Annotated in this window: 22 protein-coding genes; 8 read left to right on the forward strand and 14 right to left on the reverse strand. The window is 65.2% G+C overall.

Going from position 1 to position 25634, the window contains the following annotated elements:
* Positions 1-7 precede the first annotated feature (7 nt).
* Positions 8-2065 (reverse strand): ribonucleoside triphosphate reductase, encoded by a 2058-nt coding sequence (locus DND132_RS16455; RefSeq protein WP_014323896.1) that lies wholly within the window; start codon positions 2063-2065, stop codon positions 8-10.
* Complete coding sequence (locus tag DND132_RS16460) at positions 2013-2696, reverse strand: anaerobic ribonucleoside-triphosphate reductase activating protein (RefSeq protein ID WP_014323897.1); 684 nt, start codon at positions 2694-2696, stop codon at positions 2013-2015. Before DND132_RS16460 ends, DND132_RS16455 begins: the two co-directional genes overlap by 53 nt.
* 674 nt (positions 2697-3370) lie before the next feature.
* On the opposite strand from DND132_RS16460, the gene DND132_RS16465 reads away from it, so the two are divergent.
* A complete protein-coding gene (locus DND132_RS16465) occupies positions 3371-4441 on the forward strand; it encodes a DUF6765 family protein (RefSeq protein WP_014323898.1) in 1071 nt (356 codons plus the stop codon).
* Here DND132_RS16465 and DND132_RS16470 read toward each other — a convergent pair.
* Positions 4438-5664 (reverse strand): mechanosensitive ion channel family protein, encoded by a 1227-nt coding sequence (locus DND132_RS16470; protein ID WP_014323899.1) that lies wholly within the window; start codon positions 5662-5664, stop codon positions 4438-4440. The genes DND132_RS16465 and DND132_RS16470 overlap by 4 nt on opposite strands.
* Before the next feature lie 146 nt (positions 5665-5810).
* On the opposite strand from DND132_RS16470, the gene DND132_RS16475 reads away from it, so the two are divergent.
* Positions 5811-7004, forward strand: coding sequence for a metallophosphoesterase (locus tag DND132_RS16475; RefSeq protein ID WP_014323900.1), 1194 nt, complete (start codon positions 5811-5813; stop codon positions 7002-7004).
* Positions 7005-7226: 222 nt separating this feature from the next.
* Here DND132_RS16475 and DND132_RS16480 read toward each other — a convergent pair whose 3' ends face one another.
* On the reverse strand, positions 7227-8576 hold the full coding sequence (locus DND132_RS16480; protein WP_014323901.1) for an APC family permease: 1350 nt from the start codon (positions 8574-8576) through the stop codon (positions 7227-7229).
* Positions 8577-8841: 265 nt separating this feature from the next.
* Between DND132_RS16480 and DND132_RS16485 the strand changes: the two genes are divergently transcribed.
* From DND132_RS16485 to DND132_RS16495, 3 genes are read left to right on the forward strand one after another with little or no spacing between them, the layout of a single operon-like run.
* Positions 8842-9540 (forward strand): FadR/GntR family transcriptional regulator, encoded by a 699-nt coding sequence (locus DND132_RS16485; RefSeq protein WP_238528192.1) that lies wholly within the window; start codon positions 8842-8844, stop codon positions 9538-9540.
* A gap of 2 nt (positions 9541-9542) precedes the next feature.
* The gene (locus tag DND132_RS16490) at positions 9543-10559 is read left to right on the forward strand and encodes an alpha-hydroxy-acid oxidizing protein (RefSeq protein ID WP_014323903.1); all 1017 of its coding nucleotides are present in this window, start codon (positions 9543-9545) and stop codon (positions 10557-10559) included.
* 11 nt (positions 10560-10570) lie between these two features.
* Complete coding sequence (locus tag DND132_RS16495; RefSeq protein WP_014323904.1) at positions 10571-11371, forward strand: sulfite exporter TauE/SafE family protein; 801 nt, start codon at positions 10571-10573, stop codon at positions 11369-11371.
* Positions 11372-11614: 243 nt separating this feature from the next.
* Here the strand turns inward: DND132_RS16495 and DND132_RS16500 are convergent, their stop codons facing one another.
* Genes DND132_RS16500 through lpxB form a run of 3 tightly spaced genes read right to left on the reverse strand, consistent with a single transcriptional unit; the run spans position 11615 to position 14836 of the window.
* Positions 11615-11938, reverse strand: a complete 324-nt coding sequence (locus DND132_RS16500; protein ID WP_014323905.1) for a hypothetical protein — start codon at positions 11936-11938, stop codon at positions 11615-11617.
* A gap of 30 nt (positions 11939-11968) precedes the next feature.
* Positions 11969-13657: a glycosyltransferase family 2 protein gene (locus DND132_RS16505; protein ID WP_014323906.1), complete on the reverse strand. Its 1689-nt coding sequence runs from the start codon at positions 13655-13657 to the stop codon at positions 11969-11971.
* A 39-nt stretch (positions 13658-13696) separates the two neighbouring features.
* Positions 13697-14836 carry a lipid-A-disaccharide synthase gene (lpxB, locus tag DND132_RS16510; protein WP_014323907.1) on the reverse strand — a complete coding sequence of 380 codons (1140 nt, stop codon included), beginning with the start codon at positions 14834-14836 and terminating at the stop codon, positions 13697-13699.
* Between the two features lie 130 nt (positions 14837-14966).
* Between lpxB and DND132_RS16515 the strand changes: the two genes are divergently transcribed.
* On the forward strand, positions 14967-15890 hold the full coding sequence (locus DND132_RS16515; RefSeq protein ID WP_014323908.1) for a Gfo/Idh/MocA family protein: 924 nt from the start codon (positions 14967-14969) through the stop codon (positions 15888-15890).
* A 531-nt stretch (positions 15891-16421) separates the two neighbouring features.
* On the opposite strand, the gene DND132_RS16520 is transcribed toward DND132_RS16515, so the two are convergent.
* From DND132_RS16520 to DND132_RS16540, 5 genes are all read right to left on the reverse strand, one after another.
* Complete coding sequence (locus DND132_RS16520) at positions 16422-17051, reverse strand: BON domain-containing protein (RefSeq protein WP_014323909.1); 630 nt, start codon at positions 17049-17051, stop codon at positions 16422-16424.
* A 70-nt stretch (positions 17052-17121) separates the two neighbouring features.
* A complete protein-coding gene (locus tag DND132_RS16525; protein ID WP_014323910.1) occupies positions 17122-18741 on the reverse strand; it encodes an ArnT family glycosyltransferase in 1620 nt (539 codons plus the stop codon).
* 1 nt (position 18742) lies between these two features.
* Entirely contained in the window at positions 18743-19363 is a 621-nt protein-coding gene (locus tag DND132_RS16530; RefSeq protein ID WP_014323911.1) for a phosphatase PAP2 family protein, read from the reverse strand.
* Between the two features lie 50 nt (positions 19364-19413).
* Positions 19414-19611, reverse strand: coding sequence for a hypothetical protein (locus DND132_RS16535; RefSeq protein WP_014323912.1), 198 nt, complete (start codon positions 19609-19611; stop codon positions 19414-19416).
* A 99-nt stretch (positions 19612-19710) separates the two neighbouring features.
* Positions 19711-21480: a motility associated factor glycosyltransferase family protein gene (locus DND132_RS16540; protein WP_014323913.1), complete on the reverse strand. Its 1770-nt coding sequence runs from the start codon at positions 21478-21480 to the stop codon at positions 19711-19713.
* A gap of 139 nt (positions 21481-21619) precedes the next feature.
* Here DND132_RS16540 and DND132_RS16545 point away from each other — a divergent pair, with 139 nt between their 5' ends.
* Positions 21620-23899 (forward strand): cysteine synthase, encoded by a 2280-nt coding sequence (locus DND132_RS16545; protein ID WP_014323914.1) that lies wholly within the window; start codon positions 21620-21622, stop codon positions 23897-23899.
* 100 nt (positions 23900-23999) lie between these two features.
* On the forward strand, positions 24000-24182 hold the full coding sequence (locus DND132_RS16550; protein WP_014323915.1) for a hypothetical protein: 183 nt from the start codon (positions 24000-24002) through the stop codon (positions 24180-24182).
* Positions 24183-24366: 184 nt separating this feature from the next.
* Here the strand turns inward: DND132_RS16550 and DND132_RS18115 are convergent, their stop codons facing one another.
* Together DND132_RS18115 and DND132_RS16555 are read right to left on the reverse strand one after the other, a co-directional pair.
* Positions 24367-25023, reverse strand: coding sequence for an SEC-C domain-containing protein (locus DND132_RS18115; RefSeq protein WP_014323916.1), 657 nt, complete (start codon positions 25021-25023; stop codon positions 24367-24369).
* A gap of 44 nt (positions 25024-25067) precedes the next feature.
* Positions 25068-25529, reverse strand: a complete 462-nt coding sequence (locus DND132_RS16555; RefSeq protein WP_014323917.1) for a DUF6790 family protein — start codon at positions 25527-25529, stop codon at positions 25068-25070.
* Positions 25530-25634: the final 105 nt, after the last annotated feature.

Below are 25634 nucleotides of genomic sequence, written 5' to 3' on the forward strand. Positions count from 1 at the left end.
AACTCGATTAGTTGCACAGGCAGTCGCTGAAGACCACGCGGTCGGTGTATTCCGCCTGTTTGCCCTTGTTCCAGCGGGACACGGGCCGGTAGTAGCCCACGATGCGGGTGTAGACCTCGGCCTCCTGGCCGCAGGTGGGGCATTCGAAGTGTTCGCCCAGGATGTAGCCGTGCTCCTTGCAGATGGAGAAGGTGGGCGTGATGGAGATGTACGGAATCTTGGTCTTGGAGAACGCCTTGAGGATGAAGTTCTTCAGGGACTTGGGATCGGTCACGGCCTCGCCCAGGAAGGTGTGGAAGACCGTGCCGCCGGTGTACAGCGGCTGGAGCTGGTTCTGGTGCTCCAGGGCGTAGAGCACGTCCTCGGAGATGCCCACGGGCAGTTGCGTGGAGTTGGTGTAGTAGGGGGTGCCGTTGCCCTGGGTCTTGATGTCGGCGTAGAGGGCCTTGTCGATCTTGGCCAGCCGGTAGCTGGTGCCTTCGGCGGGCGTGGCCTCGAGGTTGTAGAGGTTGCCGGTCTCCTCCTGGAAGCGGGCGGTGATGCGGCGCAGGTGGTTCAGGGTGCGGCGCATGAGGCGCACGCCGCCCTCGGTCTGGATGCCCTTGCCGATGAGGTTCAGGCAGGCCTCGTGGCCGCCGAGCAGGCCGATGGTCGAGAAGTGGCCCTTGTAGCCGTTCTTGAGGTAGCGGCGGGACCAGGGGAACATGCCCGCTTCGAGGTTGTTGTTAATGATCTTGCGCTTGTATTCCAGGGAGTCCTTGGCCAGCTCGGCGTATTCCTCGACCATGTCCAGGAAGTCGTCTTCGGATTGGGACAGGTAGGCCAGCTTGGGTAGGTTCAGGGTGACCACGCCGATGGAGCCGGTCAGGTCGCCCGCGCCGAACAGGCCGCCGGTCTTGTTGCGCAGTTCGCGCAGGTCCATCTGGAGCCGGCAGCACATGGAGCGCACGTCCTCGGGGTTCAGGTCCGAGCTGATGAAGTTCTGGAAGTAGGGCACGCCGTACTTGGCGGTCAGCTTCATGAGCTTCTCGCCGATCTCGGATTCCCAGGGGAAGTCCTCGGTGACGTTGTAGGTCGGGATGGGGAAGGAGAAGATGCGGTCGCAGTGGTCGCCCTCGAGCATGACCTCGATGTACGCCCGGTTGATCATGTCCATCTCTTCCTGGAAGTCGCCGTAGGTCAGCTCGTCGTCGTATTTGCCGCCGATGATGACCGGTTCCTTGGCGATGTGCTTGGGGGCCACCAGGTCGAAGGACAGGTTGGTGAACGGCGACTGGCCGCCCCAGCGCGAGGTGGTGTTGAGGTTGAAGACGAATTTCTGCATGCACTGGCGCACCTGGTCGTAGGGCAGCCCGTCCTCGCGGATGAACGGGGCCAGGTAGGTGTCCACGTTGTTGAAGGCCTGGGCGCCCGCCCATTCGTTCTGCAGCGTGCCGAGAAAATTGTTCATCTGGCCGAGCGCCGTGTCGAAGTGCCTGGCCGGTCCGGCCGAGGCGCGGCCCTCCAGGTTGAAGCCCTCCAGGAGCAGGTCGCGCAGGGACCAGCCCGCGCAGTACCCGGCCAGGCCGAAGGACAGGTCGTGGATGTGGAAATAGCCGTGCTCGTGGGCCAGGCGGATCTCCTCGGGGTACTTCTCCAGGGCGTAGCGGGCCTGGACCGTGCCGGACAGGTGCAGCATGAGCCCCTGGAAGGAGTGGGTCATGTTGGCGTTCTCGTTGACGCGCCAGTCGGCCTGGTCAAGGTAGGTGTCGATGACGTCCTTGATGTCCAGGTAGGCCGCCTTCTGGGAGCGGAGCTGGCGGCGCTTCTCGCGGTACAGGATGTACTTCTTGGCGATGTCGTACTGCCGACCCTCCATGAGCACCTGCTCGACCATGTTCTGGACGTGCTCCTGCTCCGGGATGTCCATGCCGTCGAGCTTCTTCTCGACCTTACGGGCCAGCCGCCGGGCCAGGAGCGGGTCCTTGATCCCGCTGGCGCTGAGCGCCTTGAAAATGGCCTGTGCGATGCGGTCAGTTGACCACGTTTCCAGCCGGCCGTCTCTCTTCATGATTTGGCTTGGCATGCTCCGGCGTCCTCCTTGGGGGCACGTATTTCTGGATTTTCAGTTCATGGCGGGGGGGCAGATAGCTTTGGGCGACGGCGATGTCGGCCCGGGTCAGGCCGGGCACCTGCGTGATGCGGAAATAGAAGGCGTCGGGCCGGGCCTCGGCCATCTCGAAGATGCGGGTCAGGTTCGCCCTCGCCGCGATCTCGGACACGGCGTTGCCGGTCAGGGACGGGTACTTGGCGAAGGGCCCCTTGACGTCCACGGCAAAGGTGTCGACGAGCTTTTCCTGGAGGAGTTCGGCGACCACTTCCGGGCGCATGCCGTTGCTGTCCATCTTCACGGGCAGCCCGGTCTTCCGGATCTCGAAGGCCAGTTCGCCCACGCCGGGCACCGTGGTGGGCTCGCCGCCGGAGATGGTCACGCCGTCCAGCCAGCCCGCGCGGTCGCGCAGGTAGGCCCGGACGCGCTGCGCGTCGATGACCGGCAGGGAGTGCATGTCCCAGGCGAGCTGGAAGTTGTGGCAGGTGGGGCAGCGCAGGTTGCAGCCGCCCAGGAAGATGATGCAGGAGGTCCTTCCGGGCCAATCGCACAGGCTCAGGTTCTCGAACCCGCGGACAAAATTCCAGGCCCCTTTCGGCTCGCTCATCTCGACTCCTCGGGAAACAACGCACCGCACCCGGCGGCAGCGCATGGCGTAAGTAATGATAATGTCCGGGGATGCTGTTACCGTCACCACTCCCGGGGCGGGCGCGGACGCGATTCCCGCAGGGAAAAAGGCGTGAGCGCGTGAGCCACACCCTATCCCAGCACCGGAATTTTGTACAGGGGGGAGCGTGAAAACATTTAGCTACATAAGTGAATTTTCGGAGTTATCAGCAGTTGTGAGCGATTATCATAACTATGGAAAAGTTTTCAACTGTTGTTAAATGATGAACACGCCATAATATTTAACTTTTTTCTAGAGTAAGTTTAGAAAAAAGTTTTTTCGATTTCAGCGGGATTGGTTTTCGACAGAAGGGGATTGTGACGGGCGGGAAAAGATCGGCGGTGAAGCGCTGAAAGGTGCTTACCACAAGGGCTCCGGGTTGGGAACAGAAAAGTGGCCGTATTCCACAGGAAAAAGAACAATCTATTCGGGAGTTTTTCCTGGTTCGCGGCAAACCCCCGCCCGCCAAGGGACAGCGCCCGTCAAGGCCATTTCGGGCTGTTTTGGGGGTGGAATTCCGGCACGGGATTTGCCTGCTTTGCGGTTCCTCTTGGCGAGGATGCGTTGATGGTGTATAGATTGTCCGGTGAAACGCGGACCAAAGGAGGAGCGCCGTGCAGAAGGACATGCATTTTTACGGTACGTATGCGGTGGCCCGCATCGCGGGCTTTGCGCCGGAGGAGGCGCGGATCGTGGCCACGGCCGACCAGTTCGTGGACGACGCGACCCTGGCCGCGCCGGTCTCCCTGAACGGGCGGGCGTATCTCCTGCCCGTGGTCTCGTCCCACGGCATGTTCGAGCTGGCCAAGAATTCCAACACCATTGACCAGTGGCAGGTCTGGCTGCCGTTCCATTTCCTGCCAGGCAATCAGGGCAACGACGGGGAGCGGCGGCTCATCTGCCTGTGGGGCGAGCCGGACAATCACGTGGCCGAGGCGGTCCTGAACCTGGCCTTGGGCGAGCGCCGAAAGGCTCACGGCCTGCACTTTCTCGGCCTGGTCGGCCACGTGCTTCAGGACACCTATGCCCATTACGGGTTCTGCGGCATGGCGTCGGACCGCAACCGCATCGACCAGCGGACCCTGACGGTCCGGAACAAGGGGTCCTTCGAGGCCTGGGCCGAGGGGGTGTGCCGGACCTTCGAGGGGCGGTTCACCGGTTCCGTGGCCGAGGAGACCCGGCTGGGGCACGCCTCGGTGGCCACCTTCCCGGACCTGCCGTACCTGAAGTGGGGATTCCGGTACAAGACCGCCCCGGAGCTCTATCCGGGCTACGACCTGGAGGAACGGGACAATCCGGGGTCCTTTTACCTCGCCTGCACCCGGCTGCACGCCCTGTTCCGGGCCTACCGCAACGGCTTGCCGTCGATGGAGCAGAGCGACGGGCACGCCTCCTTCTCCCGGCAGACCTCGGGCGCCCTGCGTTCACTCCTGGGCCGGATCGAGCCCGAGCTGGCGGCGCGCTGCGGCCTGTGGCGGGAGCGCATCGCGGACGGCTCGCTCTTCCCGGCCCTGCCCGAGGACCGGGACGTGGCCTACGACGACGCGCCGTGGCGGTTCGCAGTCATGGAGAACAATGCGGGGGCGACCCTGACCCACGCCTACCTCTTCAACCGGGCGGCGCGGCGTTATCTGGACGCGGTCCTGACCGAGGTGCTGCCGGGTGCGGACCTGCTCGTGGTCTAGTCGGCGGAGCGCGTGTCCACCAGGGCGTTGCGCTGGTAGGCGCGCAGGTCGAACTCGGGCAGGGCGGCCAGGAAGTGGTCCATGATGCCGGAGACGATGTCCTCGTGCAGCTCCCAGGCCGTGTCGCTGGTGAAGCAGTAGATCTCGAGCGGCAGGCCGTCGTCGGCGTGGGGCTGGAGCTGGCGCACGAGCAGGGTCATATCCTGGCGGATCTTGGGGTGGGCGCGCAGGTATTCCCGGGCGTAGTAGCGGAACAGGCCGATGTTGGTCATGCGCCGCCCGTTGAGCGGCGAGGACGGATCGGCCCCGGACGCGGCGTTGGCGGCGTCGATCTCCTTCTGGCGCATGATCATGAACGGGGCCAGGTGCTGGACCTTCATCAACCGCTCCTTGAGGGCGGGGTCGGCGAAGCGGATGGACGACTGGTCGATCATGATGGCCCGCTTCATCCGGCGGCCGCCGCTTTGCGTCATGCTCTCCCAGTTCTTGAACGGGGTGTCCAGGAACTTGAAGGTCGGGATGGCCGTGACGGTCATGTCCCAGTTCTGGACCTTGACCGTGTTCAGGGCGATGTCGATGACCGTGCCGTCCGCGTTCATGGCGGGCATCTCGATCCAGTCCCCGGCGTGGAGCAGGTCGTTGGCCGACATCTGGATGCCCGCCACCAGGGAGAGCAGGGTGTCGCGGAAGACCAGCATGAGCACCGCGGTCATGGCGCCGATGCCCGAGAGCAGGCCCCAGGGCGACTCGCCGAGCATGATGGCCACCACCGAGACCCCGCCGAGCATGTAGATGAACAGCTTGACGAGCTGCACGTACCCCTTGATGGGGCGGCGGTTGGAGACCTCGAAGGTCCGGTACAGTCCGGACAGGGCGTCCAGGAGTTTGGCCAGGATCAGGACCACGGCCACGGCCAGGTAGGCGTAGATCAGGTGGTCCAGGACCCCTTTGAGCCCGGAGAAGAATTCCAGCCCCCAGAAGAAGACCAGGGCCGGGGCCAGGAGCGCGGCCCTCGAGAAGAACCCGGCCTTGAGCAGGAAGTCGTCGAAGCTGTTGTTGGTCCGGTGGGCGAAGGCCCTGGCCCCGCGCACCAGCAGCGCCCGCGCCAGGAAGAAGGCGATCAGGCCGCCCGCGATCAGGAGGCCGGTCTTGGTCGCGAGGTCCAGGATCGGGTCCGAGTCGATGAGGGTGACGGGCAGGGTGAGGGACAGGTCGAGGTTCACGGGGTGCGGCTCCTTGTGCGCGTGGTCTGCCCCGTTTCTAGCAGATTCCCCCCGCCTTGAGAACCGCCCGCAGGGGGGCGGACCCGGTTTGACAACGGGCGCGATGTCCTCCATGCTGGCCGGGAAAAAGTCCCGAGGAACGATACATGGGTTACTGGTTCATCATCGTCATGACCGTCTCCACCCTGCTGGTCCTGTACCTGGGGTGGCGGCTGATCAATCCGCTGCACATCGGCATCAAGCGCAAGCTGACGCTCTGGTTTCTGCTGGCCCTGCTCCTGTTCGGGCACCGGCTGACCTGGATGCTGCACCGCACCGACCGGGTCCAGCTGGTGGCCTGCGACTCCATCGACTGGATCGGGTTCACCTTTCTCGGGTTCATTTCCATCCTGGTGGTCTTCATGCTGGCCCGCGACATCCCGAGCCTGTTCGGGCGCACGGTCTCCGGCGTGAAGCGGTTGTTCGTCCGGCGCAGCCGGCGGCCCTATTTCATGGGTCCGGACCGAGACCGGCGGCGCTTCCTGCTGAACGCCTCCAACGGGCTCTTCCTGGCCGCGGCCCTGCCCATGGCGGGCTTCGGGGTGTACAACGCCCGGCGCAGGCCCACGGTCATCAAAAACGACCTGCCCGTGCCCGGACTGCCGGACGGCCTGGACGGCCTGACCATCGCCCAGATCTCGGACACGCACATCGGTCCGACCATCCGGGGCGGATGGGCGCGCAAGGTGGTGGACGAGGTCAACGGGCTCGAGCCCGACATCATCGTGCATACCGGCGACCTGGTGGACGGGGCCGTGGACGGGCTCAAGGCGGACGTGGAGCCCTTCGGCGACCTGCGCGCCCCGCACGGGGTGTGGTTCTGCACCGGCAACCACGAGTATTATTCCGGGGTCTTCGAGTGGCTCGCCGAGACGAGGCGGCTGGGCATGCGCCCGCTGATCAACGAGCACGCGGTCATCGACACGGGCCGGGGCAGGCTGCTGCTGGGCGGGGTCACGGACCTGCGCATGGGCGGGTCCGTGCCGGGCCAGGCGTCCTCGCCGTCCAGGGCCATGGCGGGCGCTCCGCCGCACGACGTGTCCGTGCTCCTGGCTCACGAGCCCGATTCCGTGTACGGCGCGGCCGAGGCGGGCTTCGACATCCAGCTGTCCGGGCACACCCACGGCGGGCAGTACTTTCCGTACAACTACGTCATCCACCTCTTTCAGACCTTCGTGCGCGGTCTGTACGTGCACGAGGACACGCTGCTCTACGTGAACATGGGCACCGGCTACTGGGGCCCGCCCATGCGCATCGGCACCGCCCCGGAGATCACCCTGCACACCCTGCGACGGGCCTAGACGAATCAGGGGGAAGGCCCCCGCGGCCTTTGCGAAGCGGATAGGGTCGCGCCGAAGGCGCCTTAGTGGGATGCAAGGGTGCGAACCCTTGCCCACCGGAGGCGAAGTCACCCGTCCATCGCCGCGAAACGGCCTTCATGTCCTGATTTCTCTCACTCTCGACAAAAAAAGGGCCGACGCACGCAATGCGCGCGTCGGCCCGTTGCCGTTCGTGCCGTTCGATCAGGCCCGTTCGCGTCGGCGGTTGCGCGGCCGGTCGCCGTGCATGAGCCACGCGCCCGCCACCAGGATGAGCAGGGACAGGACCAGGAAGTGCAGGAACATGGTCTTCTGGATGGCCCCCCAGATGATGTACAGGGAACCGGCCCCGGCCAGGCAGGGGCAGGCGTAGCGGTTGAAGGGGCCGAGGTCGGTGAAGGTCTTCATGACCCAGACGTAGAGGGAGATGTAGATGACGTAGAGGAAGGCGATGGGCAGCTCGGAGATGTCCATGAAGTTGCCCCACCAGCCCGCGAAGTTGCCGTACCAGACCAGGAGCCAGAAGCAGGAGAGGACGTAGCCGATGACCGCCGATAGGGTGGTGCTGTTGGTCAGGGGATTGACCTTGCTGAACAGGTCCGGGCGCGGGCCCAGGCCGCGCGAGGCGATGGAGAACATGCCGCGCGCCGAGCCCATGATCAGGCCGTTCAGGGTGCCCAGGCAGGAGATGATCACGAAAACCGTGAGCAGGGTGCCACCCAGGCGGCCGAAGATGAGGGCGATGACCCGCACCGGGGCCGCGTCGCCCTCGGCCAGGACCTGCTCGTTGGTCAGCACGCCCGAGATGCCCAGGTAGTAGAGCATGTAGATGCAGACCACGGCGATGGTCCCGACCACCAGGGCGCGGGGCAGGGTGCGCCTGGCGTCCTTGAGCTCCGCGTTGATGACCGTGGCGATGATCCAGCCCTCGTAGGCGAAGGCCGTGGACAGGGTGGCCAGGGCCAGGCCGCCGCCTCCCTGGGACACGGTCCTGGCCGCGGTGGTGAAGTTTTCCATGGTCATGCCCGAGTGCATCCCGGTGATGGTCCCGACCACGGCCACCAGGGCCAGGGGGATGAGCTTGATGACGGTGGAGGCCACCTGCCACCGCCCGGCCAGGACCGGCGAGAAGTAGTTGAGCAGGAAGAAGGCCGTCAGGTAGCCCCAGGCCAGCGGCCACAGGGCGCCCTCCACGCCCATCAGTCCCTGGGTGTAGTTGGCCGAGACCCAGGCCAGCACGGCCACCAGGGTGGGATAGTAGATGAAGGTCATGAACCAGGCCACCATGTATCCGGCGTTTTTGCCGTAGGCCTGTTCGAAGTAGTCCACCACGCCGTTGATCTTCTGGATGCGGGTGGCGATCTTGGAGAAGACGTAGGCGGTGACGACCATGATCACGCCGCCGATGAGCCAGGCGGACAGGGCCGTGGGCAGGCTCCCGTTCGAGGCCTCGAGCACGTTGTCCGCCTTGAAGAATACGCCCGAGCCGATGACGATGCCCACGACCATGGCGGTCGCGGTCCAGAATCCGTACTTTTTTTGTAGGTTGTTCATGATGATATTGGGTCGCCCTGTAGGGCCGTATAGGGGGTTTGCGATAGCTGCCCGTCCTTCCCTTTGACCGCACCTCCTGCGGCGACGGGCCTTGGACCCATTACCGCCCCGGCCCGGTTACGTCCAGCCCTTTCCCGCATCCGTTCGGCTCGACCGCGCACGGCCGGGCACGGCGCGCGCATTGTCGCTTGACTCCCAGGTCAACATGACCTAAATCCAATTGGTCCAACCAATTTTGCGAGGCGTATCCATGGAAGCCAGACCAGTGAGCAGAAAGAGCATATCCGGCGAGATCGTCAGCCAGATCAGGGAGATGATCGATCACGGGCGGTTGCAGCCCGGCGACCGGCTGCCTGCCGAGCGCCGGCTGGCCGAGCAGTTCGGCGTGTCCCGCACCACGGTGCGCGAGGGCATCAAGATCCTGTCAGAGTCCGGGTTGCTGACCAGCCGCCAGGGCGCGGGGACCTTTGTCAGCCGTCCGGACGACGGGAACCGGGAGGGGGCGCTGATCGAGGCGGTCCTGGCCGGGAACTACGGCCTCCAGGACGTCTTCGAGGTGCGCAAGATGCTCGAGCCCGAGATCGCGGCCCTGGCCGCGCGCAACGGCTCTCCGGACGCCAAGACCCGGCTCGAGGCCATCATCATGGAGCAGGAACAGGCCATTGCGGACGGCGAGAGCGGGGCGGGCATCGACCACCGCTTTCACCAGGCCCTGGCCGAGGCCTCGGGCAACCCTGTGTTGCGCGAAATGGTCACGGCCCTGCATGAGGGGTTCTCGCGCAGTCGGGCCGAGGAGGTCCAGTCGCCCCGGCGGGCCAAGGCCTCCCTGGCCGCCCACCGGGCCATCGTGGAGGCCGTCAGGAACGGCCACGCCATGCAGGCCGAGCGGGCCATGCGGGAGCATCTCGACGAAGTGGAAAGAATCATCTTTGATAATCAAAGAGGAGTATACTCAAGGAGATAGCGATGAAGGAAATCAAAGAGAAAGCACGAGAACTGATGAAGGGATTCTGCCGAGTGTGCAAGGTCTGCGACGGCAAGGCCTGCGCGGGCGAGGTGCCCGGCATGGGCGGCCTGGGCACGGGCGCGTCCTTCAAGGCCAACGTCGAGGCCCTGGAGGGCTTCCGTCTGAACATGCGTCTGCTGCACGACGCGGCCGAGCCCGACACCTCCACCACCCTGCTCGGCATCGACCTGTCCATGCCGGTCATGGCCGCGCCCATCGGCGGCGTGTCCTTCAACATGGGCGGCGGCGTGTCCGAGGAGGACTACATCGACGCCGTGATCGGCGGCTCCAGAGCGGCCGGGGTCATCGGCTGCACCGGCGACGGCGTGCCGCCCTTCATCCACGAGGCCGGGTTCGCGGCCATCGAGAAGAACGCGGGCCGGGGCATCCCGTTCATCAAGCCGTGGGAAGGCGAGGAGCTGAACGAGAAGCTCGAGAAGGCGCGCAAGACCGGCTGCACCGTGTTCGGCATGGACGTGGACGCGGCCGGGCTGATCACCCTGCGCCAGATGGGCCGCCCCGTGGCGCCCAAGCCCGTGTCCGAGCTGAAGAAGATCATCGACCTGGTGCACGGCTGGGGCGCGAAGTTCATCCTCAAGGGGATCATGACCCCGGATGAGGCCGAACTGGCCGTCAAGGCGGGCGCGGACGCCATCGTGGTCTCCAACCACGGCGGGCGCGTGCTCGACCACACCCCCGGCACGGCCGAGGCCCTGCCCGACGTGGCCGAAAAGGTCCACGGCAAGATCACCATCCTGGTGGACGGCGGCATCCGCACCGGCGCGGACGTGCTCAAGATGCTGGCGCTCGGGGCCGACGGCGTGCTCATCGGCCGCCCGGTGTCCGTGGCCGCCGTGGGCGGCCTGCAGGAAGGGGTCGAGAAGTACTACGCGACCATCAAGGCCCAGCTCTCCGGAGCCATGGTCCTGACCGGCTGCAAGGACATCGCCTCCATCGACGCCAACGTCCTGTTCTAAAGGAGCCTCGCGTGATCACCACCTACATACTCTACGTCTGCCTTGGGGCGGTGGCCGGGGTCCTGGCCGGGCTGCTCGGCATCGGCGGGGGCCTGGTCATCGTGCCCATGCTCAACTTCGCCTTCGAGTGGCAGCACTTCCCGATGGAGCACATCCAGCACATCGCCCTGGGCACCTCCATGGCCACGATCATCTTCACCTCCATCTCCAGCATGCGCGCCCACCACAAGCGCGGGGCCATCAACTACACCGCCTTCTGGCGGCTGGCTCCGGGCATCATCATCGGCACCTACCTGGGGTCGTGGATCGCCTCCCTGCTGTCCACCACGTTCTTGAAGATCTTCTTCGGTCTGTTCCTGTATTACGTGGCCACCCAGATGCTCCTGAACATCAAGCCCAAGGCCGCCCACGAGCTGCCCGGCAAGGCCGGGACCTTTGCGGCGGGCAGCGGCATCGGCGTGTTCTCGGCCCTGGTCGGCATCGGCGGCGGCACCCTGACCGTGCCGTTCCTGTCCTGGTGCAACCTGACCATGCACGCGGCCATCGCCACGGCGGCGGCCGTGGGGCTGCCCATCGCCCTGGCGGGCACCACCGGGTACATCGTCAACGGCTGGTCCGTGCAGGGCATTCCCGGCCCGCACATCGGTTATGTGTACATTCCGGCCCTGCTCGGCATCATCGTGACCAGCACCCTGACCGCGCCCTTCGGGGCCAAGCTGGCCCACAGCCTGCCCGTGACCAAGCTCAAGAAGATCTTCGCGATCCTCCTCTTCCTCGTCGGCACCCGCATGCTGTATAAAGCATTCATGTAGAACGGCGGGCGGCTTGCGATAGCGGGCCGCCTGCACATTTTTCGTGGGCCTGTCTGACCGCAGCGTAGCCTAGCTACGTGAGGATCAGACAGGTCCACGAAAAATGCACATTCGACCCCCTCTCCCAAGCCTATTCCGGGCGCGGGGGAGAGAGCCGTTGTCGGGTGCTGCGCACCCGAATCACTCCAGGGTGGAAGAAGAGAGGACTGCGGGGCGGTCCTTTTTTTGTGGGTGAGATCGGGGTTAGAGGCCGTGTTCGTGCTGGTGGGCGTCGAGGACGTTGTCCACGTGGATGAGTTTTTCCTCGATTTTGCCGGGCTTGATGGTGTAGCGGGTCACGGTCCAGTCGAGCTGGTCGATGAACTCCACGTGGCCGTAGCCGTTTTCGGGCAACAGGTCGCGCACGGCCTCGATGAAGTCGTCGATGAGGATGTACTTGCCCTCGTGGTCAACGCGCAGGACGTCGCCGTCGTAGGCCACCTGCTCGAAGGGGCAGATGTCCTTGATCTTGTCGAACATCTCCTGGTTCACGCGGTGAAAATCGCCGTACACGCGGACATCTTCCATGGTCTTTCTCCCTCGGGGAACGGGCGGGGCTCAGGCGCCGAGGCCCAGGCGGTCGGCCAGGGCGCGGGCCTTTTGTTCGAGGTCGGTCCACAGGCGCGTCCGGTTCTCCCAGCCCAGGCGGGCCAGTTCCTCATCCGAGTACTTGGTGTTCAATTTCAGTTTGTTGCCCATGACCATGCCGATCTGGCGGGCGGTCTGGGACTTGGCCAGGGACGAGTGCTGCACGTGGCGCACGGCCAGGCCGCCCACGTACAGGGCCGGGGTGTTGTCCAGCCCCGCCCGCAGGTCGCGGTCCAGGTCGTCGAACTGGGACGGGGTGTAGCGCAGGTCGAAGCCGCCCGTGCGTTCGATGGAGGCCAGGCTCACCAGGTGGCAGCAGCCGGACACGGACAGACAGGGGCGGGTGTAGGTGAACAGCCCGGTGTCCGGGCCGCCCGCGCAGTTGTCGTAGAGCGGCACCCGGTTGGGCAGGGTGTCCGGGACCGGCTCGGACGGCGGCGCGGGGATCATGTTGTAGTCCGCCGATTGCAGGCCGAAGGGCGGCACGGCGGCGGTGATCCGGCAGCCCACGCTGCCGATGTCGTCGCGGCCCGCCACCGGGCCGAGCAGCCGCCGCAGCCAGTCGCCGGGCAGGACCACGTCGTCGTCCAGGAAGGCGGCCCATTTGGTCCCGCGCACCTCGGGCAGGGACAGGAGCCAGTTGCGCGCGGCGGGCGCGCCCACGTTGACCGGCAGGGTCTCCACGTGGAAGCGGTCCGCGCCGAACTGCCGGGCCGCCCTGGCCAGGACCCGGTCCGTGTGGTCCGTGGACCCGTTGTTCAGGGCGAAGACGCGGGCCGGGCCGATGTCGCTGGCGTGCAGGGAATCCAGGGTCGCGGCCAGGAGGTCCGCCTTGTTCCAGGAGTAGACCAGCACGGCCGCCTCGGCGCACGCCTCGGGCGCGGCCACGGGCGCGGGGAAAAAGATGTCGTGGAGCTTCAGAGTCAGGTTGACGTGCCACGGGACGGCCTGCCACAGCCCGGCCAAAGCCCCCTTGGCCTCGCCCTTGCGGCCCATGCGCAGCAGGGTCTCGCCGCCCGCATAGGCCCGCCACAGTCCCCAGGTGGCCGGGTCCAGCGCCTCGATGACCGGCAGGGCCTCCTCGGGCGGCAGGCAGTGGAAGGCCCGGTCCGCCTCAAACCGCGCCCGCAGGGGCAGGGTGGCCTCGGTCCACTTGACCATGTCCAGGGCGGCCATGGCGATCTCCGGTCTGCCCAGGAGCAGGAGGTCCCGCCAGACGTGCTCCAGCCAGCCCAGACCCTTGGCCGGGTCGCCGAGGACCACGGCCAGGAAGCGCAGGATCAGGCTGCGGTCGTCCTGGCGGGCCAGGGCGTACCAGGCGTCCGTGGCCTCGCCCTCCGCGGGCCGCTCAAGGTCGGCGGCCAGGACCATGAGCCGGGTCAGGGCGCGGTCCGCCTTGAGCCCGAGGTTGACGCCCCGGACCGCCCAGCGGGCCACGTCCGGGGCCAGCGGGTAGGTCTGCATGCCCCACAGGGCCATGCCCACGGCCACGTTGCGGCAGCCGGGGTTGTCCTCGCTCAGGATGAACAGCCCCTGGAGCAGCCTGGGCAGCGCCTCGGCCTGGCCCATGCCCAGGTGCCAGCCGGACAGGTGGCGCGGGAAGGCGGGCTCGATGGGCGCGCAGGGCGGCAGGGTGCGGGGGAAGGCGAAGTGGTTCATGATTCTTGCCGAGTTGCGGAAATTCCGGTTCCGGGCCGGTCAGCAGGCCGGCCCTTCGAGGTCGTCGAGGATGATGCGCGCGGCCCGGCCGGGCGCGCCGGGGTCGCCGACCATGGTGCGCAGGACCTTGAGGCCGTCCTTGACCTCGCCGTAGGCCGCCGGGTCGTCCAGCCAGGCCCCGGCCGTGCGGGCCAGGTTCTCGGCCGAGGCGTCCCGGCCGATGAACTCGGGATATATCTCGCGTCCCAGGATGAGGTTGGGCAGGGAGATGTACTTGACGTTGATGAGCAGTCTGCCGACCAGCTCGGACAGGGGCGAGACCTTGTAGGCCACCAGTACCGGGGTGCCGATGAGGGCGGTCTCCAGGGTCACGGTGCCCGAGGCGGCCATGATGAACCGGCAGGAGCGGAAGGTCTCGTAGCGCTCGTCCGGGGAGACGAAGGACACCGGGATGTCGGTGGGCCACAGGGAGCGCAGCAGCGCCTCGTCCATGCCCGGCGCGCGGACCAGCACGTATTCCAGGTCCGGATGGTCCACGGCCAGCCGCCGGGCCGCGTCCGCGAAGACCGGCAGCAGGGAGGTCACCTCCCTGGTTCGGCTGCCCGGCAGCAGCCCGATGCGGTTCCCGCGCACGGCCATGGCGTCCAGCCGGTCGAGCGGCAGCACGTCCATGAGCGGGTGGCCCACATAGGCCACGTCCATGCCGTATTTGGCGTAGAAATCCTTCTCGAAGGGCAGGATGCAGATGACCTTGCGGACGAATTCGCGCAGGAAGTTCGCCCGGCCCGAGCGCCAGGCCCATATCTGCGGGCTGATGTAGTAGTAGACCGGGATGCCGAGCTTCCTGGCCATGCGCGCGATGCGGAAATTGAACTCCGGGCAGTCCACCAGGACGATGGCCCTGGGCCGGAGGGCCGCCAGCTCCTTCTTGATGATTCCGAGCAGCTTGAGGATGCGCGGCAGGCCGCCGAGGATCTCGGTGATGCCCACCAGGGATATCTCGCGCATGGAGTGGCGCGGCACGAACCCCTCCCGCTCCATGGCCGGGCCGCCCATGCCGGTGAAGGACACGTCCGGGTCCATGGCCCGGAACGCCTTCATCAGCTCCGCGCCGTGCAGGTCGCCCGAGGCCTCGCCCACGCTGAACCAGATGGGGCCGGATGGATTGCCAGTGCTCATGCACAGTCAGTAGCCCATGTCCCGCCCGGCCGCAAGACGAACCGGTCCGCACCTCTCGCCGGGGTTGCCATGGCCGCCGTTGCCCTGTACTAGACACTCGCAACGTGAACTCCAGAACGAGGATACACACATGTTGAAAGTCGGAGTGGTCGGACTGGGCCGCATGGGCGGCATCCACCTGCGCAACTATACGGAAATGCCGGGCGTGGAAGTGGTCGGCGTGGTCGACGTGGACGCCAAGGCGCGCGAGGCCGTGGCCGCCCGGTTCGGCGTGCGGACCTTCGCCACCCTGGACGAGCTGCTCGCCTTCGAGCCGGACGCCGTGTCCGTCTGCGTGCCCACCTTCCTGCACCACGAGGCGGGCATGCGCCTGCTCGACCGGGGCGTGGCCGCGATCATCGAGAAGCCCCTGGCCGCCACGGCCGCCGAGGGCGAGGAACTGGTGGCCAAGTCCCGCGAAAAGGGCGTGCCCCTCATGGTCGGCCACGTGGAGCGCTTCAACCCGTCCATCGAGCGGGTCAAGTCCCTGCTCGGCGACGACGTCATCTCCGTGCATATCGAGCGCGTCAGCCCGTACCCGGTGCGCATCCAGGACGTGGGCGTCATCAAGGACCTCGGGTCCCACGACATCGACCTGATCCGCTACCTGACCGGCTCGGACATCAAGGCCGTGCACGCGGTGGCCTCGGCCTCCTTCGGCAAGCACGAGGACTCCGCCCTCATCGCCGCCGAGATGGAAAACGGCGTCCTGGCCCAGATCACCACCAACTGGGTGACCCCGTTCCGGAGCCGCAAGATCAGCGTGGCCTGCAAGTCCAAGTTCGTGGTCGCCGACCTCATCGCCCAGAGCGTCACGGAATACTCGCCCTTCTCCGAGACCGACAAGACCTACTCCGTGCGCGAATGGCCGGTCGTGGCCCGCGAACCCATCAAGGCCGAACTGACCGCCTTCCTCGACGCCCTGCGCAACAACACCCCGGTCCCCATCACCGGCGAAGACGGCCTCGAAGTCCTCAAAACCTTCGAACGCATCTTCGCGGGCCTGAACAAATAAATTCGCCTCCGGCGGCCGGGGGAAGGGGAAGGAAAACCCTTTGAAAAGGGCTTTCCTCCCTTCCCCGGACCCCCATCCCCTTCCTTTCCTAAATTTTGTATCGCCGTTTCGCGGGGCAATTCACAACAAAAAGGCCTCCGACCCACCCCTGGGTCAAAGGCATTCCTTCTTCATTCTTCTGGAGCGCTTCGGATGCGCAGCATCCGACAGTGGCTCTCTTACCGCGCTGGCACTAGGCTTTGATTCGCCCCGTCCTGGGGCTCACCCCTTCGGGGTGTTGCGGAAAGACCGCAACGTCCAAATCCGCTGTCCTGGGGATTTGTCGAGAGTGGGTCGGCTGTGCATTTTCTTCCGGCCGCGACAACCGCAGTGTGCATCAGTTCTTAGGCCGAGCTTGCTCGGTCTTAGAGATGACGACAGCAGCGATAGCCGGCTACGTGAGGATTGGCGCGGCCGGAAAAAATGTGCAGATGGCCCGCTATCGGAAGCCGCTCCCCGTCCTGCATCCACCCTCCGCCAGCGGAAGCCGGATTATGACTTGGCCACCTCACCCTCAACGGTGATGTAATCAATTATTTCGGTCAACCCGTTGATCTCCGCCGCAATGGCGAGGGCCGCCGTCTTCTGGCTGTAGTCTCGGGTCCGGCCGATGAGGATGGCGTGGCTGCGCACGACCTCCACGCGCAGGTCCGTGCCCTGGAGGCGTTTGGTCTCGCCGAACCGCTCGGCCAGCTCCCTGGTCAGCAGTTCGTCGCGGGCCGCGTCGCGGGCGGCCGCCCTGGCCGGGGGCGCGGGGTAGAACTTGCAGGTGATGGTCCGGATGCCCTGGACCGTGGCCGCCGTGCGGATGGCGTAGTCGGCCTGGGTGCGGCTGCGCACCTGGCCGATGAGATATGCCCTGGAGTCGATGACGTGGGCCGACAGATGCAGGTCGTTGAGCTCCAGCCGCTCGCGCAGGCGGCGCTCCAGCTGGGTGTCGTGGACGATGCCCAGAGCCCCGCCCTCCACGTTGTCTCGCGGCAGGTAGTCGTCGGCCATGACCACGGCGTCGTAGCCGGTCATGGCCCCGCCCGCCACCTGGACCGCGGGGTACAGCGCGCATCCGGCGAGGAGCGCGGAAAGGAGGACGGCCAGCGCCGCCAGGCACGCTTTTTCGGGCATCATTGACCCTGGAGTATAGTGAAAGGTCTAGATAATGTCTAACACTATCGCGACGGTCAGTCCCTCACGGTCAGCCCTTGATGGCCAGGATGTGGACCAGGCCCGCGATGGACTGCCGGTCCACCACGTGGAATTCAGGCAGCTTGTCCTCGATGTCCCGCCAGTGGCTCTCGCGCATGACCAGGACGACCTTGTCGTGCTTGGCCATTTCCTCCATGAGCTGCGCGTAGTTGTCGTACTCGGGGTAATCGTGGTCGGCGTACCAGGTGTAGATGCCGGAGTAGACCCTGGCCGAGAAGGGCGCGTAGCCGCGCTCGATGTAGTCCTTGAGGACCAGGGCCTGGCGCTTGGGGCTCATGGCGTCGTCCAGGGAGGGTGCGGCCAGCAGGCCCACGGGGTGGATCCACAGGATCATGGCCAGGGCGCAGGTCAGGAGCGCGGCGCGGAACCCTTCGGCGCGCACGGTCACGATGGCCCCGCCGCCGAGGACGAGCACGGCCGCGCAGATGCCCATGCCGTGCACGGGCACGGGCAGGGGGATGAGGTCGCCGACCAGGAGCAGGGCCGCGCCCACCACGATCCACAGGCCGCCCACCAGGGTCCACAGCCGCCGGGCGCGGACCTCGCTCATGGTCCGCAGGTCGTCGGCGATGAGGATGGCCAGCGGCGGGAACATGGGCAGGACGTAGATGAAGACCTTGCCGGACAGGCTCGAAAGGAAAATGAAGGTGGCGAGGAACATGATCCACAGGAAGGTCCTGGCACCGGCCTGGCGGCGTCCGCCCCACAGCTCGCCCCAGAAGGACAGGGACAGGAGGCGGCGCAGCGGGGCCGCGAACACGGCCAGGGTCCACGGCAGCCAGGCCAGGGGGAAGGCCGCGAAGTACCACCACCAGGATTCCTTGTGGTGGAAGGTGTGGGTGGCCCGCTCCAGGATCTGCTTGCCGAGCACGGTGTCGATCAGGAAGCGCGGACCCTCGGCCAGGATCACGCCCGCCACCCAGGCGGCGAGCATGGTCAGCATGACCAGCAGTCCGAGCCCGGTGCGCCGGGAGAAGAGCCGCTTGAGTTCGCCCTTGAAGGCCAGGAACAGGGCGACGTTCATCAGGGGAAAGAGGAAGCCGAGCGGCCCCTTGACCAGGGTGGCGGCCCCGGCCAGGGCGAATCCCCAGACCGGCCACCAGCCTTCGGTCCTGTCGGTGTAGGCCCGGTAGAAGGCGGCGTGGCTCAGGATGATCAGGCCCGCGAACATGAGGTCCATGCGCGAGTAGTGCAGCAGGGCCGCGACCATGAAGGTGGAGATCAGGATCAGGGAGGAGGCGAGCGAGGTGGTCCGGTCGAACTTGAGGGTCCGGGCCAGGGCGTAGGCCGCGAACAGGAAGAACAGGCCGGAGCAGGCCGCGCCCGCGAAGAACACGGCGGGCGGGTCGAGCGGCGTGAGCTTGTCGATGAGCCAGAGGAACCAGAAGTAGACCGGCGGCTTGTCCGGGTATGCCTGGCCGTTCAGGGCCAGGACCATCCACTTGCCGCCCTGGGCCAGGTTCCGGTAGGCGTCGGCGTAGCGGACCTCGTCCGAGAACCACAGGGCGCGGTTGTTCAGGGTGAACCAAGTCTGGGCCAGGACGGCCAGGGTCATGGTCAGCCAGGGATGGTTTTCGAGCCGGGTCCAGATGGTGCGGGCGACGCTCATGTCATGATCTCCTGAAAAGCGAGGAATCGGCGATGATCACGGCGGCGAAACCGCCCACGCTGCCGAGCAGCCAGCCGAAGAAGACGTCCGTGGGATGGTGCCAGCCGAGGTAGACCCGCGAGAAGCCCACCAGGGCCAGGAACAGGCCGAGAAGCAGGGGCACGGCCGCGCGCGCTGCGCGCAGGGCCAGGGGCAGGGTCCAGCCGGTGATCTCGGTGGTGTGGCCCGAGGGCAGGGCCTCCTGGGCGGCGCGGCCGGACAGCGGCTCGTACCAGCCGCCCTGGCCGGGCCGGGGTCTGCCGATGAGATATTTGGTGAAGTGCACGGCCAGTCCGGCCACCACCCCCTGGACCACCAGCAGGACGAGGACGAAGCGCAGCCGTTCGCGGTTGCCGGACCGCCAGGCGGTCAGGAGCATGCCCGCGTAGAAGACGTAGAACAGGGGGTTGCACCAATCCGTGACCAGGCGCAGGAAGGTCTTGAGCCCGGCGTGGGCCGCGCGGTGATCCTTGAAGAACGCGGCCACCTCCCGCTCGCTCCCGAACCCGAACCAGAGCAGGCCGAGGACGATGAGCAGGGGCGCGGAATAGAGCGCCCAGTGTTTCAGGGAAGTGCAGCGCATGCGGGTTTATAAGCCATCGGGAGGAGCCAGGCAAGCCGGGCGCGGCGCGCCTAGGACTCGCCGTCCCCGTTGGAGGGGTAGGGCTCGTGGGTGTACCGGGCCCAGACCTCGGGGCTCGCCTTGAGTTCCTTGAGGATGTCGGTCAGGGACTTGCCTTCCTGTTTCCAGTACTTGTCGGCGTTGTCCGAGCACTCGAAGGGGATGACCAGGGTGCCGTCCTCGGTCAGAAAGGGTTTCTTCTCGTCCATGGCGGGGCACTATTTCACGGAACCGCCGCAAAGACAAGCACCCCGTGATTTTTAACGGATCGTCCGTGTTTGCGGGAGGTTGGCGTGTTGTGTGCGGAATCAGGCCACGGCCTGCTCGTCCTCGGCAAGGCAGACCTTGCGGTCGATTTCGCGGACCTTGCGCAGGACGTTTTTGGCGATGCGCTTGAACTCGCCCAGGTCCCCGGCCTCGAAGGCGGACTTGGCCCTGGTCAGCCCGGCCAGGTCCACGATCTCGTTGAACAGGTACGGGCCGTAGAGCGGGTCCTGCTTGACGAACAGCTCCACTCGGGTCAGGGCTGCGTGGATTTCCTTCTGGTTGGCCTTGAGATTTTTGAACAGCTTGGCGAGGTGCTTTTCCATGTTGCGCAGGGAGGTGGTCCAGCGGGGCGAGCGCGGCTCCATGCGCAGGGGCGGGGTGCCCCGGCGGCAGGCCGCCAGATCGCGCAGGAAGCCTTCCACCGCGCCGGGGGCCGAGGCCAGGATGCCCTTGTCGTAGGCCGTATCCACGTCCACCACGGTGGCGCCCTCGATGACAGCGCCGCCGCCGTAGAGGTTGAAGACGGGAAATTCGGACCGCTTGAGGTCCTCCTCCAGCTCGCGCTTGGCGGTCATGTATTGCAGGGTGGTCAGGATTTCCTCGCCGTCCAGGTTGCGCGTGGTCTGGTGCCAGGACCGGCGGTGCAGGTCGGTGGTGTGGTTGTGGTGGCCGCCCGAGTGGGACCGGCCGTTGATCCAGGCGTAGTCCTGCCCGGCCAGGAGCAGGTGGGAGACCCCGCAGTAGCGCAGGAATCGCGACAGGGTCACCGAGACGTTGCCGCCCGCGTCGAGCACCAGGTCCCGTTCCTTGAGCACGTAGGTGCCCACGCCGCCCACGGTCCACAGGGGCAGGGTCGGGCCGGGGTAGCGCTTGAGGACCATGGGGTCGATCTTGGTGGAGTAGACGAGAGGCACGTCCTGAACGAAGTCCGGGTCCAGCCGCTCGAAGACCTTGAGCATGGTCGCGTCGTAGTCGATGGCCGCGCACAGGTGGGGCTTGATGCCCAGGTTCTGCAGGGAGGGCACGGTCTGGAGGGCGCAGGTGTAGAGCACGTGGCCCGTCTTGGCCTTGAGCAGCGGGGCCATGGTCTCGAGCGACGGGCCCGCGCCGAGGATGACCGCGCCCACGCCCGCACCCTTGCCCTCCATGGACTTGAGGCTGCCGTCGCGCATGGCCTTGGCGAAGTTGTCGATCTCGTTCTTGACCATGACGTCCTGGCGGTGGCGCAGGGTGGACAGCTCCAGGGAGAAGTTTTCGAGCTTGTGGCGCAGCCAGGTGGACCAGCGGGCGTATTCCGGGCCGAGCTGGCGGCTGGGGATGTCGCTCTTGAGGTGAATCTGGCCGTAGATGAACTGGAGGTCCAGGTTGCGGACCACCTCGGACAGGAAGCGCTCGTCCGGGACCATCAGGTGGAATTTCTTTCTCTCGAAGAACGGGCGGTAGTCGGTCTGGCCCAGGCAGGCCAGGAGCATCTCGGAGCGCGGCTCCAGGAGCATGACCTTGTGCGTGTCCGGGGTGTGGGTCAGGACGTGGTTGACCCCGTAGCCGAGGTTGCAGCCGACGATGAATGTGGCCGAGGTGACCGCCTTTTCCGGGTGGACCCAGTTGGCGTAGAGCCCCTGGGGCGGCAGGGAGGCGAACATTCCCTTGCCGTTGTCCATCTCCCAGTCGAGGAGCCCGGCCTCGTTGGGGAAGAGCCGCGTCTTGAGCTTGTCCTCGTTGAACGGGCGGGAGGAGAGCCACTGGAAGATGGGATTCCCGGTGCGTTGCAGGTATTCGATGTTGTCCTTTAGGAACGGATACGGATTCATGGCGCGGCCTCGCATGCTCAAAAAATGGACGGTTCCGCCGGGAAAATGCACTTTGCATGCCAGTTGCGCCGGGGCTGTTTTTGCCCTAGGGTGCGGGCATTGATCCAGAACCCAAGCCGCATGATTTCAGGGCGCTACGATGAACAAGAACCTGCTTGAGCTGATCGGCAATACGCCGCTGGTGGAGATTCGCCACCTCAACCCCAATCCCAACGTCAGGATTTTGGCCAAGATCGAGAGCCAGAACCCCGGCGGGTCCATCAAGGACCGCGTGGCCGCCGCCATGATTGAGGCCGCCGAGCGATCGGGCGAGCTGACCAGGGACAAGATCATCATCGAGGCCACCTCGGGCAACACCGGGGTCGGGCTGGCCATGGTCGCGGCCATCAAGGGGTACCGCATCAAGCTGCTCATGCCCGAGACGGCGAGCGAGGAGCGCAAGATGATCATGGCCGCCTACGGGGCGGAGCTGGAGCTGACGCCGGGCCACCTGGCCACGGACGGGGCCATCGAGCAGGCCTACCGCTACGCCCGCGAGGAGCCGGACAAGTACGTGCTCATGGACCAGTACAACAACCCGGCCTCCATCCAGGCGCACTACATGGGCACCGGGCTGGAAATCTGGGACCAGACCGGCGGCGCGGTGACGCACTGCGTCATGACGCTCGGCACCTCGGGCACGGCCATGGGCATCGCGAAACGGCTGCACGAGATGGGCAAGGTCTACGTGGCCGCGGTGGAGCCCTACGCGGGTCACAAGATTCAGGGCCTCAAGAACATGCTCGAATCCTACCCGCCGGGCATCTACGACAAGACCGCCCTGGACGAGGTCCTGCACGTGGAGGACGAGGACGCCTTCGAGAACTGCCGCAGGCTGGCGCGCGAGGAGGGCATCTTCGCGGGCATGAGCTCGGGCGCGGCGCTGGGCGGAGCGTTGCAGATGGCCGAGCGGCTGGACAAGGGGCTGATCGTAGTCATCTTCCCGGACTCGGGCGAGCGCTACCTGTCCACCCACCTCTACCGGCGGCAGTCGGGCAGCGGGGTGACGATTTTCGACATGGCCACGGGCGCGGACAAGATGCTCAACACCGGCGCGGGCCTTTGCGCGTACACCATGGGCCCGAGCCTGGACAACCCGGACGGCCTGGACTCCTGGCGGCGGCTGGTGCTGCTCGACGTGTTCCTCCGCCACCTGGCCGGGCGCGGGGTCAAGGCCTCGGGCGTGGCCGGGCTGACCGACATGGACGACCGCACCCTGGCGGCCGCCCGCGAGGCGGACACGGACCGGGCCTCCCTGGCCGAGTCGCGGCGCGAAGACATCCTGGCGCGCGGCCGGGCTATGGGGTTGTCCGATGAACTGAAATTTCCCCTGTCCTCGGCCAGCAACGAGACCGCGCTTTCCCTGTGCCGCAAGCTCCTGGGCAAGGGGCTGGCCTACGAGAAGCTGCGCAGCGTCTACTTCGACGTGTTCCGCGACAAGCGGTACGGCGAGATCGGCACCGTGGACATGGACAAGGTCTCGGGCGGCCGCACCGTGGACCTGGACGCCTACGTCAAGGACAACCCGCTGGATTTCACCTTGCTCAAGCGCGCCTCGCTCATGGACCTGAAGCGCGGCGAGGTCCTGGAGACCCAGTGGGGCAACGTGCGGCCGAGCTGGTTTTTGCAGCACGCGGCCATGGCGCTCGACGAGCTGCCGCGCACGGACGTGATGATCGGTTCGGACAAGCACCGCTTCCCGCACCTGGAGAACCTGCGGGCCATCTGGTCCACGGCCGGGCGCGAGGTCCAGGCGTGGACCGCCTGCCAGCAGACCTCGGACGCCGAGGGCGAGACCCTGGCCACGGTGGCCGAAACCCTCGGCGGGTTCCGCGCGGCCCGGCTGTGGCTCCTGTCCGCCGCCCCGCGCAAGCCGCTCTGCGCCTCGGCCGACAACCTGGCCATGTGGGCGCGCAACTGGCGGCGCATCCAGGAGGGCGCGGTGGCCCTGACCCTGGCGCTCGACGCGCGCGGCGACACGGTCTCGACCGACGTGGAGCAGGCGGTCTTCGACCTCAAGGCGGCCTTCCGCACGGCCATGGACGACGGCCTCAAGCTGCACCATTTCTGGCCCGCCCTGTTCCGGTTCATCAAGCAGGTCAACCAGTGGGCCGGGGACGACCGGCTGACCGGCGCGGCCGCCCGGGCCTGCCTGGACGAACTCAAGGCCATGGACGCCATCCTGGCCATCCTCGACCCCGCCCAGATGCCCGTGCCCCTGTCCGACCTGCCCGTCCCGGTCCAGGGCTTGGTGGCCGACCGCCAGAAGGCGCGCGAGGCAAAGGACTTCGCCCTGTCCGACGAACTGCGCGACAAGATCGCCGCCGCCGGATTCCGGGTGGAAGACACAGGCGGCGCGCCGAGAGTCTTCAACACCTAGAAATCCTGCACGATACGAGAATAAAAAGGGCCGCCCCCAGGGTGGCCCTTTTTGCATTTTGCCGGTACGGTGGCGGTAGAAATACGGAGGTCTTCATCCCATGGCAGTGAACACGGACAGCATCCAGTCGGCAATGCCCCTCCTGAAGCAGAAGGGCGTCTCGGAAGACTACATCCTGGCCTACATCGTGGCCCTCGAATCCGCCGGAGCCGGCAACGAAAACCCCTCCAGCGTCTTCAACACCATGCTCCGGGCATTGGCGGAGGCCAAGCCGTCCTCGTGAGTCCCGTGGAGTAGACGGCTAATGGTCGGGATTCCTAGGCTGCTCGAACTCAACTCGATTTGATTTTGTGTCTTCCGTCGGGCCAACAATACAGAAGTATTTTGTCGGAAGAGCTGCAGTGGGGAAAAGGGAATGCGATTACCAGCTGCATAATGGAGACTCTTAATGCAGTTAGCTTCTTCTCTTATTTATTTCGGATATCCGCGTTAAATTTTTTAACTATAGCAGCAGCCATTTTCCGTAGTTCTTTGGCGTGACATTTTTTGTACTTCAGACCGGAACCGCAAGGACAAGAACAGCCTGGCCCATTACCAATCTCAATAAGTTCTTCAAGGCTTTCTTTCCACTCATATATCCATTCTAGAATATCTGCATCTATATCTTCGAATGTTCTGACACGTTGGAATGAATTTTCTCCATAATTAGTAAAATGATACAACGCATTGTTAATTAAGATATAATCATCGATTAGTCTGTTGTTGGATAAATTTTTCCTGATGTTATTAACTTGTTTATCGTTGTATCCATTATTTTTATCATGAAGGAATAAAATTTTATTCTCTCCACTGCGATTAGGTGTGATATCTATCCAATCACCTTGCTCAGATTCCCATATAGAGTGAAATTCAGCTTCAATAAAAAGATTCGGTATCATCCATATTTTCCAACCATAAAGGATATTCCCGCCATCTTGTTCAATTTTTTTTTGAACATTGGGAAAGCATTCATCAAGCAAAGAATATTTTTCTTTTTGTATAGATAAATATACTAGTGGTCCAGTTGATATTTCGGAGCAAAAGTCTTTGACTTCTTCCGTTATATTCGGAGGTACGATTTCCATGATTTATTTCTTCACTGACGACTAATATTGATTCTGTGGATTTCTTACCGCAACCAATACAACACCCACAAGATTACCGGCATGCCGATGTCCGCGAAGAACACGGGCCCGGCGTTGCCGGGTTTTTTGTTGCCGCCTACGCGGAGGTCGCGGGCGTGGACGGTGAAGGCGCCGACCAGGAAGCAGGTGGCGAAGAGGATGGTGGCCAGCCAGAAGCCGTCGCGCAGGGGGGAGTGGCGGAGGAAAAAGGCGAGGACGCCGCAGACGCCCAGGGCGAGGTTGGTGAAGGCGATTTCCTTCTGGAAGGGGCTGCCCGGCCGCCAGCCGATGTAGGCGGCGACCTCGTCGGATTTGTAGTAGTGGCCGAGGAAGGCCCAGAGCGCGCCCAGGCCGACCTGGACCCCGAGGAGCCAGGCCAGGAGGGTGGCGAAAAAGGGCGCGCCGGTGAAGAGCATGTTGAGGAGGGCCAGGACGACGGCGGCAGCGGCCAGGTAGAAGACGAACATGTTTCGCTCCCTTGGTTCGGGTGACGGTCGGGTGGAGACCTTACGGCACGCTATATCGAAAAGCCCGAGCCGTCAAAACCCCGAACATCCTTCCTCGGCTACCCC

It is taken from the genome of Pseudodesulfovibrio mercurii (assembly GCF_000189295.2).
In the GTDB taxonomy this organism is placed as follows: Bacteria; Desulfobacterota; Desulfovibrionia; order Desulfovibrionales; family Desulfovibrionaceae; genus Pseudodesulfovibrio; species Pseudodesulfovibrio mercurii.